The sequence below is a fragment of the Amycolatopsis pretoriensis genome (assembly GCF_900107925.1).
In the GTDB taxonomy this organism is placed as follows: domain Bacteria; phylum Actinomycetota; class Actinomycetes; order Mycobacteriales; family Pseudonocardiaceae; genus Amycolatopsis; species Amycolatopsis pretoriensis.
In genome coordinates this window covers 39,877-52,785 of record NZ_FNUJ01000019.1, presented here as the reverse complement: position 1 = coordinate 52,785, position 12,909 = coordinate 39,877, and the positions used below count along the sequence as shown (strand labels likewise).

Sequence of the window (12,909 nt, the reverse complement as noted above, 5' to 3'; positions counted from 1 at the left end):
TCGCTAGGCTCCCGGCCATGCCGAAGCCGGGAGGTCTGCGCGACCGTTGGGCGAACGTCACCCCGGAGGTCCGGGACGGGGCCTTGGCCGCGGCCGTCACCGCCGCCGCGTTCGTGCCGCAGCTCGCCATGGTCGGCGCCCAGTTCGGCGATCTGCCCCGGCACGACGGCGGTTTGGCGGCGGCGCTGCTGGTCCTCGGGCAGACGCTCCCGCTGGCGGTGCGCAGCCGGTGGCCCGCGCTCACCCTCGCGATCATCGCGCTCTGCTTCGGGACGCACGAAGTCCTCGCCCACTCCCCCACGTTCGGCAGCCTCGCCCTGTACTTCGCGCTCTATTCGGCCGGGGCGCGGGAAGAACGGTTCCGCCGCGCGCTGCCCGCGGCAGTGTCGGTGGGGTACGTGGCTTTCGCGGTCCTGGTCGCCTTGCGCGGGTCGCCGACGGACTTGCTGACCTACGTCGTCTACTACGTGGTGCTGGCCCTGTTCTGGGCGCTGGGTGCCTTGGTGCGGCAGCGAAGGCGGCAGGAGGCCGAACGCCGGCGGCTCACCGCCCGTGCCGCGGCGGCGGACGAACGCGCGCGGCTCGCCCGTGAACTGCACGACGTCGTCACCCACCACGTGACGGCCATGGTGGTCCAGGCCGACGCCGCGCAGTACCTCCCGCCCGGCACCGCCCCCGAAGTGTTCGCCGCCATCACCGGCTCGGGCCGCGAGGCGCTCACCGAACTCCGGTTCCTGCTCGGCGTGCTCGAAGCGACCGGCGCGCGCACGCCGGGTCTGAGCGCCCTGCCCGGGCTCGTCGAGCAACCGGGCCGCGTGGTCGACCTCGTCGAAGCGGGCGAACGCCCCGAGCTCCCCGCGGAAACCGAGCTCACCGCCTACCGGATCGTGCAGGAAGCGCTGACCAACGCCGCCAAGCACGCCGCCGGGCGGCCCGCGACCGTGCGCGTCGGCTACGGTGCCGACCTCCTCGAAATCGAGGTGACCACCCGGGGTCCGGCGACCGAGCCCGGCGAGCTCGGCTCCGGCGGACGCGGGCTGGCCGGGCTGCGCGAGCGGGTCGACGCGCTCGGCGGCCGGTTCGCCGCCGGGCCTTCGGCGGACGGGTTCCGCGTCAGCGCGCAGTTCCCCGTGGCCGGCCCGCCGGTGCGGAGCGGACGATGACCGACGGCCCGATCCGGGTGCTGATCTGCGAAGACCAGCAGCTCATCCGCGCGGGGTACGTGGCCGTGCTGGGCGCCCAGCCAGACATGGAAGTGGTGGGGCAGGCCGAAAACGGCCGCGACGCGCTCACCGAGATCGGCCGGCTGCGCCCCGACGTCGTCGTGATGGACATCCAGCTGCCGCTGCTGGACGGGATCGAGGTGACCCGCCGCGTCGCCGGTCCCCAGGCGGTGAAGCCCGCGAAGGTCCTGGTGGTCACGACGTTCAACGTCGGCCAGTACGTCTACGACGCGTTGCGGGCCGGCGCGAGCGGGTTCCTGCTCAAGGACGCTCCCCTGGACGAGCTCGCCGACGGCGTCCGCACGGTCGCCCGCGGCGAATCGCTGCTTTCCCCCGCGGTGACCCGGACGCTGATCGGCCGCTACGCCGACCGCGTCCAGCCGGTGACGCCCACCGGCGGGCCGCTGGACCGGCTCGCACCGCGCGAGCTGGAGGTGCTGAAGCTGATCGCGGGCGGCCTGTCGAACGCCGAGATCGCGGCCGAACTGGTGCTGGGCGTCGAGACGGTGAAGACGTACGTTTCGCGGATCCTCACCAAGCTGGACCTGCGGGACCGGGTGCAGGCCGTGGTGCTGGCCTACCGGACCGGGCTGGTCAGCGCCGCGGGGTGACGCACGCCGCTCAGGCTTCGGCGGGGACGCCGACCAGGCTGATCATCCGGCGGGTGCGGCCGTCGCCGGCGTCCCGGCCCATCCGCGCCGCGACGGCCGCGTGGATCTCGGCCACGAGCTCGGCCATCTCGGTTTCGGTCAGCCACACCGCGGCCTGCTGGTAGGTGACGCCGTCGGCGGCCGGGTCGGGTGCCGCGCCGGCGAGGTACCGGTCGAAGTCGGCCAGCAGGCCGCCGACGAACGCGGTGAACGCGCGCCGGTGGTCTTCGGTGGTCATCGTGGCGCGGACCTCGGGGGCGATTTCGGTGTGCTGCCACGACACCCGGTAGGTGCGCTCGACCGCGCCGCGGACGCGTTTCTCGTCGAGGACCTCGAGCACTCCGGCGGCCGCCAGCGCCGCGACGTGCCGGTACATCGTCGCCGGCGGGACGTCCGGCAGCCGCTCGCGCAGCTGCGCGGTCGTGGCGGGGTGGCCGTCCAGGAACGTGCGCAGGATCCGGAGGCGGACCGGGTGCAGCAGCAGGTCGAGCGTCGTCATGGACACATCATTACCCAAGCTGATACCTTTATCAAAACTGATAACGATGGAGGTCGGCGATGATCGGGACGGAGACCACGGTGGCGAGGGAGATCGAACTGACGGCACCGGCCGCGGACGGCGTGGCGCTCGCGGGCACGCTCACCCTGCCCACCGGGCCGGGCCCGCACCCCGCGGTGCTGTGCCTCCCGGGCTCCGGCAAGCTCGACCGCGACTCCAACGCCGGCCGGCTGCGGATGGACCTGGGACGTCCGCTGGCGGCGACGCTGGCCCGGCACGGCATCGCTTCCCTGCGCTACGACCGTCGTGGCGTGGGAGCCACCCCGGGCGACTGGCACACGGTGGGGTTCTTGGACAACCGCGCCGACGCGGCGGCGGCACTGCAGGCGTTGCGCGCGCACCCGCAGGTCCGCTCGGTGGGGGTGCTGGGACACAGCGAAGGCGCGGTCCACGCGATGTGGCTGGCGGCGCACGTCCCCACCGCGGCCGCGGTGTTGCTGGCGGGGTACGCGCGTCCCGGCGAGGCGGCGGTGCGGTGGCAGGGTGGCCGCCTCGCGGCGGCGATGCCGCGGCTGGTCCGCCCGCTGCTGCCGGTGCTGCGTCGCGCGGCTTCCAAGCAGCTGGCGCGGGTGTCGGCGACCACGACCGATGCGGCGCGCATCGGCGGTGTCCGGGTCAACGCCAAGTGGTGGCGGGAGCAGCTGGCTTACGACCCGCGGGCGGATTTGAGCCGGGTGCGGGTTCCCGTTCTGGCGATCACGGGCGAGAAGGACGCGCAGGTCGATCCGGGTGATCTGGACGTGATCGCGAAGCTGGTGCCGGGGGCCCAGGTCCGGCGGGTTCCGGATTTGACGCACCTTCTCCGGCGCACTGATGGTGCGGGGACGGTGTTCGGTTACCGCGGGCTGCTTCGCCGCCCGGTCGAGGACGACTTGCTGGAGGGCGTTGCCCGGTGGCTCGCCGACCGGCTCAGGTGACCGGTCGGGTTACTCGGCGCGCGGCGCGGTCGATCCTGCGCTCGCGGCCGCGGCGGACGAGCTGATCGGCTTCGCCGGCAACCGGTACCGGCCTCGGCCGGCTTCCCCGGCGCACGGCGTGGCCGATCCCGCGCCGATGGCCAGCGCCTGCCCGCGGTCCGCCTCCTCAGTGCGCGGCGCATGGCGTTGTCGATCCCGCGCTCGCCGGCCGCCGCGTGCGGGCGTGCGAAAGCCGGGGCGCCACCCCCATCGAGGTGGCGCCCCGGCCGGACCCGGATCACCGGGACTTGTGCTCGCTCTTGCCCTTGCCCGCGGCCGCCTGGCCGTTGCCGTTGACCGGCTTGGACGTGGCCGGCTTCGGGGGCTCCGGCTTCGCCGGGACCGGCGGGACCGCCTGGTCCGCCGGGGTCACCGTCTTGTCCGCGGGGACCGGAGCCGGCGCGGGGGTAGGAGCCGGAGCCGGCTTCTCCTCCGCCAACGGGTTGGACCGCTTCACCTTCGTCACGGCCACGATCGCCGCCGCCACCGCACCCAACGCCACCAGCCACGGCCACCGGGCCCGGCGCGTGCGCTCTCCGCGCGCCACCGTCTTGGCCTCCTGCAGCGCCACCGCCAGATCACGCTTGGCCGTGGCCACCGCCTTGCGGCGCTTGCGGTTCGACTCGTTCGCCGAGCCCGCCACCGTCGCCAGCGCCTGAGCCGCCTTGCGGCCCGGGTCGCGCAGCTTGACCGCGCGGTTCAGCACCTCGTCGCGGGCCGCGACCGAGTGCTTCCGCACGTCCCGGCGCGAAGTCCGGGTGCTCTTGTCGAAGTCCTTGGTCGCCGAACGACCGACCTTCGCGAGCTCGTCCGCGCCTTCGGTCAGCTTCCGGTCGGTGATCTCCACCGCCCGTGCGGCCGCGGCCGCACCCACCCGCGCGGCCTCGGCCGCGAGGTCACGTACGCCGGCCGCCGCCGTCTTCACGGATCGCCCGACCGGAGCATCGCCCTGGCTCATGTGCTCACCTCTCACTAGTCCCGCAGGCAGGGCCTGCTCAGCCTCACACCACCGGGCTACCCGCAATCCGCCGTCCGGAACCCCCGACCACCCTTCGGTGTCGTCAGGCCCGCACGTCGGGCAGGCTCTTGCCGCGCTGCCGGCGCCACGCGTCGCCGGTTTCGGCGTCGTCGGTGGACGCGCTCAGGTGGGCCCACTTCGCATCCGTCTCGACGCGGTGCCGCCACGCTTCCCGGCCGTACTCGTAGGCGTCGCTCCCGGCCAGCAGGCGCAGCGGCGGCTCGTCGAGCTCCGCGACCGTGAGCACCAGGTCGGCGACCTTCGCGGGGTCGCTGTTCGCGTGCTTCTCGAAGTCCGCCATCGCGCGCGCCGACGCGCCGACCGTCGCCTCGTACGGCTCGCTGATCGGCGGGGTCGCCATCGACGCGCCGCCCCAGTCCGTGCGCATCCCGCCCGGTTCGAGCACCGTGATCTTGATGCCCAGCGGCGCGACCTCGGCGGAAAGGGCCTCACTGAACCCGCCGACCGCCCACTTCGCGGACTGGTACGCCGTCATCCCGGGGCTGCCGACGCGCCCGCCCACGGACGAGACCTGGATGATCCGGCCGCCGCCCTGCCGGCGCAGCACCGGGACCGCGGCTTTGGTGACGTACACGGTGCCGAGGAAGTTCGTCTCGACCTGCCGGCGGAAGACGTCGAGGGAAGTGTCCTCGAGGGACGCCCGGTCGCCCTGGCCGGCGTTGTTGACCACGACGTCGATCCGGCCGAACGCGGCGACCCCGGCGGCGATCGCGGCTTCGGCGGCCGCCGCGTCGGTGACGTCCAGCCGCTCGATAAGGACGCGGTCGCCGTAGCGGTCCGCGAGGTCGGCCAGGGAACGCGGGTCGCGGGCGGTGGCGACGACGCGGTGCCCGGCGGCGAGGGCCCGCTCGGCGATCCGCCGGCCGAGGCCGCGCGACGAGCCGGTCACGAAAAACACTGAACTCATGGGAAGCTCCTCAGTTAACGCAATGCCTTTGCGTTAAACCGACCGTACGCCGGGCTCCGAGTTAAGTCAAAGCGCTTGCGTTATCGTGGGGGCATGCCCCCGACCCGCCGGCGCGCCCGTTCCGACCAGGACAAAGAGGTCCGCAAGACGGCCCTGCTGACCGCCGCGCGCGAGCTCGCGGCCGACCGCGGCGTGCGCGAGGTCACGCTCACGGAGGTGACGAACCGCGTCGGCCTGCACCCGTCGGCGCTGCGCCGGTACTTCGAATCCCGCGAAGAGCTGCTGCTCGAGCTGGCGGAGCAGGGCTGGCCGGAGTGGCGCGAGCGCCTGATCGGCGACCTCGGCGGCCGGCGGCTGACGGCGCTCGAGATCGCCGACGTGGTCGCCGGCTCCCTCGACGCGCTCCCTCTGTTCTGCGACCTGCAGACGCACGTCGGCCTGAGCTTGGAGGGCGCGGTCCGGCTGGAGCGGGCGCGCCGGTACAAGACCGCGGCTTCGGAATCCTTCGACGCGATGACGGCCGCTCTCGCGGACGCCGGCGAGGGCCTGGACGCCGAGGGCGCGCGGACGATCCTGACGGCGGCGATGAGCTGCGCGGCCTACCTGTTCCAGCTGTCCCGGCCGTCGCCGACCCTGCGCCGGCTGTACGACGAGGTACCGCGGTGGGCGCACAGCGCACTGCGGTTCCGCGAGCAGCTCACGACGCTGTTGCGCGCGGTCGCCGTGGGGGTGACGCGGCAGCCGTGACGGCTCGGGGGGTCGCCTGCCGTTTGCCCTTCCCGCGCGCCTCGCCACCCTCGGCAGCACAGAGCCGTGAAGGCTCAGGGGCCGCCCTGCCCCTTGCCCTTCACCGGGCCGTTTCCCCGCGTCTTGCCCTTCGCCTTGCCACTCTCGGCTTTCTCGCTGTGCGCGGCACCGGATGTCACCGGCGCGGGCGGCGGCGCGGCCACCGGTTCCGACGTCACCGAGGCCCCGCCCTGCGGCGACCCCATCAACACCGTCGACGCGGGCAGCGTCGCCGGCACCGAAGGCGGCGGCTGCACCGGGCTGCCCGGCGTGACCGAGCCGCCGACAGGCTCCCGGCCGGCATCGGGAGCCGCGGCGTCCGGCCGGGTCAGCAGCACGCCCAGCAGCACCGCCGCGGCCGCCGTCGCGAGGCCACCGGCGGCGGCCAGCCGGCGCCGCCGCCGGACGGGCACCGGAGCCAGGGTTGGCACGTGCGGCTCCCGCAGCAGCCGCATCACTTCGGCGGCCGTCGGGCGCCGCGCAGGTTCCAATGCCGTCATCCGCTCCAGCACGGAGGCCAGCGGTGCGGGCAGGCCGGCGGGCACGCGGGGCGACCGGTTCAGCCGCGCCGTCGCCGACTCCGCGGGCGTACCGGGGAACTCGCGCTCCCCCGTCAGGCACTCCAGCAGGATCAAACCCAGCGCGTAGACGTCCGCCGCCGGGCCGATCGGCTCGCCGGCCACCTGCTCCGGGGCCAGGTACGCGGCCGTGCCGGTCACCAGGCCGGACCCGGTGACGTGCGTCGATTCCAGCTCGTGGGCGATGCCGAAGTCGGTGATCAGCGGGCCGTCGCCGCCGAGCAGGACGTTGGCGGGCTTGAGGTCCCGGTGCACGATCCGCCGGTCGTGGACGTGGGCCAGCGCGTCGGCGAGCCGAGCGGCCAGCTCGGTCACCTCCGCGGCCGGCAGCGGGCCGGCGAGCAGGCGTTGTGCGAGGTTCTCCCCGTGCACCAGCTGCATCACCAGGTACGGCCGGTCGCCGTCGGTGCCGCTGTCGAACAGGGCCACGACGCGGGGGTGGTCGATGCTCGCCTGGATCGTCTTCTCGCGGGCCCGGCGCAGCCGCTCGACGGCCACCGCGCCCCGGTCGTACACCTTGATCGCGACGTCGCGGCGCAGCCGCTGGTCGTAGGCCTGGTAGACGCGGGCGGTGCCGCCGGTGCCGATCAGGCCGCCGACCTCGTAGCGCCCGGCGATCACCTCCGGCGGCTCGTCGCGGGCCCACCACGGCCGCGCGTCACCGATGTCGAGCGAGAACCGGGGCGAAGTCGGGCTGTCGCCGTCGTGCTCACCGAGCATGGGCGGCAACCTCCGCGGGCTGAGTGCGAACACTGGGCGACGGCTGCTGGTTGAACCGCGGAACGAGCCCACACCCTACGCCTCACCGGGCGGGCACGCTCAACTGCCGAGGACCGCGCGCAGGCCCGGCTGGAGCCGGTCGCCGTGCGCGCGGACCAGGTCGTCGCACAGCTGGAAGATTCGCTCGACCGGCAGCGCGGCCGCCGTGGCCGGGTCGGTCATCGCGGCGTGGCGGATGTGCCGCGGGTCGTCCTCGACCGCCGCGCGGACGACCAGGTCGTTCATGCTCAGGTACGTCCGGTTGAGCGCGGCGAGCTGCGGCGGCAGCGCGCCGATCCGGGTCGGCCGGACGCCGGTGCCGTCGGCCAGGCACGGCACCTCGACCACCCCGCCGGCCGGCAGGTTCTCGATCAGGCCGCGGTTGACGACGTTGCCGTACACCGTCCGCGGCGTGCCGGTGACCAGGCTGTGGACGATCTGCGGCGCGTACTCGTTCGTGCCCTCGACGGGCAGCGGCTCGTCGGCCGCGATGGCGTGCCGGGTCTTCTCGTACTCGGCTTCGTTCTCCGCGACGATGTCGAGGTAGGCGCCGATCGGCAGCCGCAGCCGCTCGACCTCGGTGTCGTGCCCGAGGTACCACGGGACGTACTCGGCGGAGTGCTCGCTGGTCTCCGTCGGGTAGTAGCCCAGGCGCCGGAACATGTCGAACCGGACGCGCCGCCGCAGCTGCGCGTCGGTCTCGGCCAGCTCGGCCAGCCGCGGGTAGAGGTCGCTCCCCCGGTGCTCGAACCGCAGCACCCACGCCTGGTGGTTGACGCCGGCGGCGACGTAGGTGACCTCCTCGAACGGCACCCCGACCAGCTCGGCGAGCCCGTGCACGGTCCAGTACACCGAATGGCAGAGCCCGACGACCCGGGTCAGCCCGGTCGCCTCGGTCAGGTACTGGACGTTCATCGCCATCGGGTTCGTGTAGTTGAGCAGCCACGCGTCCGGGCAGACGTCGGCGATGTCGCGGCCCAGCTCCGCCAGGAAGGGGAACGTCCGCAGCGCGCGGAAGATCCCGCCGATGCCGAGGGTGTCGCCGATGGTCTGGCGCAGGCCGTAGCGCGCGGGGACCTCGAAGTCCGTGCGGGTCGCCTCGCCCATTCCGATCTGGACGATGTTGACGACGAAGTCCGCGCCTGTCAGGGCTTCCCGGCGGTCGAGGTGCGCGGTGAGCACCGGCTTGACCCCGCGCACGTCGGCGATGCGCCGGGCCGCGGCGAGCGCGGTCGCGAGCCGGCCGGGGTCGATGTCGTGCAGGGCGACGTGGACGCCGTCCAGTTCCGGGTAGGCGAACAGGTCGGCGAGCAGGCCCTGGGTGAACACGACGCTGCCGGCGCCGACGAAGGTGATCTTGGCGGTCATGGGATCCGATCCGGTGGTTCACGGTGGGTGGTCAGGCCTTGAGCCCGCTGGAGGTGATGGACTGGATGAACGTCTTCTGCGCGCCGAGGAACGCGAGCAGCACCGGCAGGACGGTGATGACGTTGCCCGCCATCACCGCGGCCCAGTTCGTGTGGTGCTGGCCCTGGAACGTGGTGAGGCCCAGCTGCAGCGTGTACGTCGTGTCGTGGTTGAGCGCGATCAGCGGCCAGGTCAGGTCGTTCCACGTGCTCAGGAACGTCAGCACGGCCACCGTGCTCAACGCCGGGCGCGACAACGGCAGCACGATCGTGAACAGCACCCGCAGGCGCGAGCAGCCGTCGATCCACGCCGCTTCTTCCAGTTCCCGCGGCAAGGAAAGAAAGAACTGGCGCAGCAGGAACACCGCGAACGGCGTGACCAGCGACGGCACGATGAGCGCGCCCAGGCTGTCGATCAGGCCGAGCTTCTTCATCACCAGGAACGTCGGGATCATGGTCAGCTGGAACGGGATCGCCATCGTGGCGATCATCAGGCCGAGCAGCACGCGCGAGCCGGCGAACCGCATCCGCGCGAAGGCGTACCCGCCGAGCGCGCCGAACAACAGGTTCGACACGACGGTCACCGCCGACACGATCAGCGAGTTCCCGATCCAGCGCAGGAAAAGCGCGTTCTCGAGGACGTACCGGTAACCCGCGAAGTCCACTCGGGACGGCCACAGCGACGGCGGGAACCGGTTGATCTCGGCGTTGCTCATCACCGAGCTGAGCAGCAGCCACACCAGCGGCGCGGCGAACACGAGCGCCAGCGGGAGCAGCAGCAGATGCCAGGCGCTGAACGGCAACCGTGGACGGCGCAACGCGGGCAGCGTGCGCGGCGCGGGCACGCTGTCGATCCGGGCGGTCACCGGAGTGCCTTGCGGGGCCGGCGCACCAGGCGCACGGCGAGCACGACCACCAGCAACGCCAGCGCCAGGACGTACGCCGAGGCCGCGCCGTAGCCGGCGGTGAAGTTCTTGAACGCCTGCTCCCAGACGAAGTAGACGATCACCGTCGTGGAGCCGAGCGGGCCGCCCTTGGTCGTCACGTACACGAGGTCGAACACCTGCAGCGACGTGATCAGCTGCCACAGCACCAGGAACGCCGTCACCGGCAGCACCGCGGGCAGCGTCACGTGCCGCAGCACGCGCCAGGTGCCCGCGCCGTCCAGCCGCGCGGCCTCGACCAGCGACGGCGGGACGTCCTGCAGCGCGGCCAGGTACACCACGACGCAGAAGCCGGTGCCGCTCCACAGCGTGATGCCGACGAGCACCAGCAGCGCCTGCGCCGGATCGGTCAGGAACCCCTGCGGGGAAACGCCGAGGTGGTGCAGCAGCGAGTTCGCCGCGCCGAACTGCGGGTCGAGGATGAAGGAGAACAGCACGCCCTGCGCCGTCGCCGAGAGCACGAACGGGACGAACACGAGCGTCCGGTACACCCCGATCAGCCGGATGCGCCGGTTCAGCGCCTGGGCCAGCAGGAAGCCGAAGAGGATGCTCAGCGGGACGTAGAGCACCGTGTAGAGGACGGTGTTGCCGACGGCCTGGCCGAAGTGCGGGTCCTGGGCGAGCGCGGCGTAGTTGTCGAGCCCGACGAACCGGCTCGGCGTCACGAGGTCGTCGGCCTGGAAGGACAGCAGCAGCGACCAGACGACGGGCACCACGCCGAGGCCCAGGATGATGAGCACGGCGGGTGAGACGTACGTCCACGCGGCCGCGGTTTCGCGGTGGCGTCTCGGCACGGTGATCGGACTCGGCAGTCCGGGCATGGCGGCTCCCTAGCGTGGGATGATCAGGGCGGCGTTCGCGGCCGCGGCGCAGTCGCGCAGGGCGTCGGCCGGGCTCGCCTGGCCGAGCAGCACGGCGACGATCGCGGTGCCGACGGCCGCCGACACCTGGGGGTAGGCCGGGTGCACCGGCCGGACCCGGGCGTTCGCCAGCGCGTCGACGAACACCGGCAGGCCCGGCGTTTCCGTGGTTTTCTCCTGCCAGGCGGGCAGGTCCTTGGTCTGCGGGCTCAGCGGGAGGCTGCCCGCGCCGTCGTCCCAGCGGACGTCCTGGGCCGGGTCCGCCAGCCAGGACAGGAACGTGCGCGCCGCCTCGACGCGCTCCTCGCCGTTGTCGAAGAGCGTCCAGGTGTCCGGGCCGGAGATGGTCACCGGGCGGCCGCTGAAGGTGGGCAGCGGCACGACCGCGTAGTCGACCCCCGCGTCGGTGATGTCGGGCAGCTGCCACGGGCCGGTCGGGACCATCCCGATGTGGCCGGCTTCGAACGCCTGGTACATCTGCTCGCTGCCGGTTTTCGGGTCGAGGTAGACGGATTTCGCCGCGGCGAGGTCGCGGACGACCTCCAGGGCCCGCACGCCCTGGTCGGCGAACCCGATGCCGCGGCCGCCCGCGCCGATGACGTCGCCGCCGAGGTCCCACACCATCGGCCATATCCGCCAGACCGTGTCCTCGTCGCCGGTGGCGGGCCACGCGGTGCCGAAGGTGCCGTCGGCCGGGTCGGTGAGTTTCCGTGCGGCACCGACGAAATCGGCCCACGTCCAGCCCGCGGCGGGCAGCGGGAGCCCGGCCTTGGCGAACAACGCCTTGTTGCACACCACGGCCAGGGAGTCGAGCAACGCCGGGACCGCCCGCACGCGGCCGTTGACGGTGACCGCTTCCCGGGCCGGTGCCCAGAACCCGGGCCCGGCGTCGACGAGGTCGGTGACGTCCACGACCTGCGGGCTGCGCGCGACGCTCGCGAGGTCCGAACCGAAGACGTACGCGACGTCCGGGTAGGACCCCGACGCGAGCGCCGCGGTGACCTTCTGCAGCATCGCGTCGGCGAGCACCCCGCCGCCGAGGTCGATCCGGATCCCGGGGTGGGTCCGGTGGAAGTCCGCGACGAGCGCGTCGAGGACCTTCTTGCCGGTGTCGGTCTGGCCGTGCCAGACCTCGACGGTGACCGGCCCGCCGGTGCTCCGGGCCGGGCCGCAGGCGGCCACGGCGGCGCCGAGCGTGAGCCCGGCGGCGCCGCGGAGGAATCCCCGCCGGTCCATCAGCAGGTCTTGCGGACGTAGCCGGCTTCGCCCTTCGGGACGACGTCGTGGTCGCGGCGGACGATGCTGAGCGAACCCCACCGGCTGCAGGCGGTCTTGAGGCCGCCGTCGGTGTATTCGATGACGATCACGTGGTCGCCGAACGCGGGTGTGAACTCGCCGCAGTTCTTCTGCTGCCCGCACTCCTCGGCGATGGCGAAGTCGAGACCGTTGGCCTGGCGCTGATCCGACAGTTCGGAGGTGTTCTTCTGCGCGATCGCCAGGCCTTTCGCGTGGGCGTGCGCGGAGAGCAGGCGGATGTAGGCCTGGGCGTCCGCGTCGGACAGGAGGCCGCGCGAGCGGGTGAAGCTGTCGTAGTTGTCGGGCTCGATCGCCTGGTAGCCCTTGGCCGCGCAGTCGTCGACCCAGGCGTCGACCTTGGCCGCGACGCGGGTGCGCTTGTCGGCGGTGCGCAGGTCGAGGAGGGCTTCGTCCCAGTCCTCGTCGATGACGACCTTGCCGTTCGCGTCCCGCAGGAGCAGGTCGCCCCACTCCCCCTCGGCGCCGGGCTGCGCCTGGAAAGCGTTGACGTAGCAGATGTTGTAGAGCCCGGCGGCGGGCTGGGCCGTGTGGTCGCGGCTGACGACCTTGACGTCGCTCGCCGGGGTGTAGGCCCCGCCGATCTGGTAGTCGAAGCCGGCTTTGACCGGCGGCGGCGTGACGGCGGCCGCCGGGGTCGCGTCGGCGGAGCAGGCGGTGCCGGCCAGGACCACGACGGCCAGGGCGGCTCCGGTGAGGAACTGAACGCGGGGAAGGGGCATCCTCGAACTCCGGATGGTGGTGGGCACGACCCCGCCTCGGACCACGAGCACGTCCTGGCGACTCAGTCCGGGCTCGCGGCGACGGCCGACATACCGGCTGGGCGTACCTCTGACGTCGGGCGTCCGTTCCGACGTGCACAGCAGTAAAGCGAGCAGAACCTGGCATGTCAAGTGCTCGATAGTGCTTGATTACTGCCCATTATGGA

General features: G+C 72.9%; 13 protein-coding genes. 4 read left to right on the top strand and 9 right to left on the bottom strand.

Annotated features, from left to right (window positions below):
* Positions 1-17: 17 nt before the first annotated feature.
* Both BLV96_RS47435 and BLV96_RS47430 read left to right on the top strand, forming a co-directional pair.
* Entirely contained in the window at positions 18-1,163 is a 1,146-nt protein-coding gene (locus BLV96_RS47435) for a sensor histidine kinase (protein ID WP_244181000.1), read from the top strand.
* On the top strand, positions 1,160-1,834 hold the full coding sequence (locus BLV96_RS47430; protein ID WP_086675888.1) for a response regulator: 675 nt from the start codon (positions 1,160-1,162) through the stop codon (positions 1,832-1,834). Before BLV96_RS47435 ends, BLV96_RS47430 begins: the two co-directional genes overlap by 4 nt.
* 10 nt (positions 1,835-1,844) lie before the next feature.
* Here BLV96_RS47430 and BLV96_RS47425 read toward each other — a convergent pair whose 3' ends face one another.
* A complete protein-coding gene (locus BLV96_RS47425; RefSeq protein ID WP_086675887.1) occupies positions 1,845-2,372 on the bottom strand; it encodes a helix-turn-helix domain-containing protein in 528 nt (175 codons plus the stop codon).
* Positions 2,373-2,431: 59 nt separating this feature from the next.
* Between BLV96_RS47425 and BLV96_RS47420 the strand changes: the two genes are divergently transcribed.
* Positions 2,432-3,349: an alpha/beta hydrolase family protein gene (locus tag BLV96_RS47420; protein WP_086675886.1), complete on the top strand. Its 918-nt coding sequence runs from the start codon at positions 2,432-2,434 to the stop codon at positions 3,347-3,349.
* 277 nt (positions 3,350-3,626) lie between these two features.
* On the opposite strand, the gene BLV96_RS47415 is transcribed toward BLV96_RS47420, so the two are convergent.
* Positions 3,627-4,346, bottom strand: a complete 720-nt coding sequence (locus BLV96_RS47415) for a hypothetical protein (RefSeq protein WP_086675885.1) — start codon at positions 4,344-4,346, stop codon at positions 3,627-3,629.
* Positions 4,347-4,449: 103 nt separating this feature from the next.
* Entirely contained in the window at positions 4,450-5,334 is an 885-nt protein-coding gene (locus BLV96_RS47410; RefSeq protein ID WP_086675884.1) for an SDR family NAD(P)-dependent oxidoreductase, read from the bottom strand.
* Positions 5,335-5,427: 93 nt separating this feature from the next.
* On the opposite strand from BLV96_RS47410, the gene BLV96_RS47405 reads away from it, so the two are divergent.
* A complete protein-coding gene (locus BLV96_RS47405) occupies positions 5,428-6,081 on the top strand; it encodes a TetR/AcrR family transcriptional regulator (protein ID WP_086675883.1) in 654 nt (217 codons plus the stop codon).
* A gap of 74 nt (positions 6,082-6,155) precedes the next feature.
* On the opposite strand, the gene BLV96_RS47400 is transcribed toward BLV96_RS47405, so the two are convergent.
* The 6 genes from BLV96_RS47400 to BLV96_RS47375 all read right to left on the bottom strand — a co-directional run bounded on the left by BLV96_RS47400 (position 6,156) and on the right by BLV96_RS47375 (position 12,703).
* Positions 6,156-7,418 carry a serine/threonine-protein kinase gene (locus BLV96_RS47400; RefSeq protein ID WP_086675882.1) on the bottom strand — a complete coding sequence of 421 codons (1,263 nt, stop codon included), beginning with the start codon at positions 7,416-7,418 and terminating at the stop codon, positions 6,156-6,158.
* A 99-nt stretch (positions 7,419-7,517) separates the two neighbouring features.
* On the bottom strand, positions 7,518-8,825 hold the full coding sequence (gene melA, locus BLV96_RS47395) for an alpha-glucosidase/alpha-galactosidase (protein ID WP_086675881.1): 1,308 nt from the start codon (positions 8,823-8,825) through the stop codon (positions 7,518-7,520).
* A gap of 31 nt (positions 8,826-8,856) precedes the next feature.
* Positions 8,857-9,729 carry a carbohydrate ABC transporter permease gene (locus BLV96_RS47390; protein WP_086675880.1) on the bottom strand — a complete coding sequence of 291 codons (873 nt, stop codon included), beginning with the start codon at positions 9,727-9,729 and terminating at the stop codon, positions 8,857-8,859.
* Positions 9,726-10,628 (bottom strand): carbohydrate ABC transporter permease, encoded by a 903-nt coding sequence (locus tag BLV96_RS47385; RefSeq protein WP_167379968.1) that lies wholly within the window; start codon positions 10,626-10,628, stop codon positions 9,726-9,728. The genes BLV96_RS47390 and BLV96_RS47385 overlap by 4 nt, the downstream gene beginning before the upstream one ends.
* A 9-nt stretch (positions 10,629-10,637) precedes the next feature.
* Entirely contained in the window at positions 10,638-11,903 is a 1,266-nt protein-coding gene (locus BLV96_RS47380; protein WP_086675879.1) for an ABC transporter substrate-binding protein, read from the bottom strand.
* Complete coding sequence (locus BLV96_RS47375; RefSeq protein WP_086675878.1) at positions 11,903-12,703, bottom strand: endo alpha-1,4 polygalactosaminidase; 801 nt, start codon at positions 12,701-12,703, stop codon at positions 11,903-11,905. Before BLV96_RS47375 ends, BLV96_RS47380 begins: the two co-directional genes overlap by 1 nt.
* Positions 12,704-12,909: the final 206 nt, after the last annotated feature.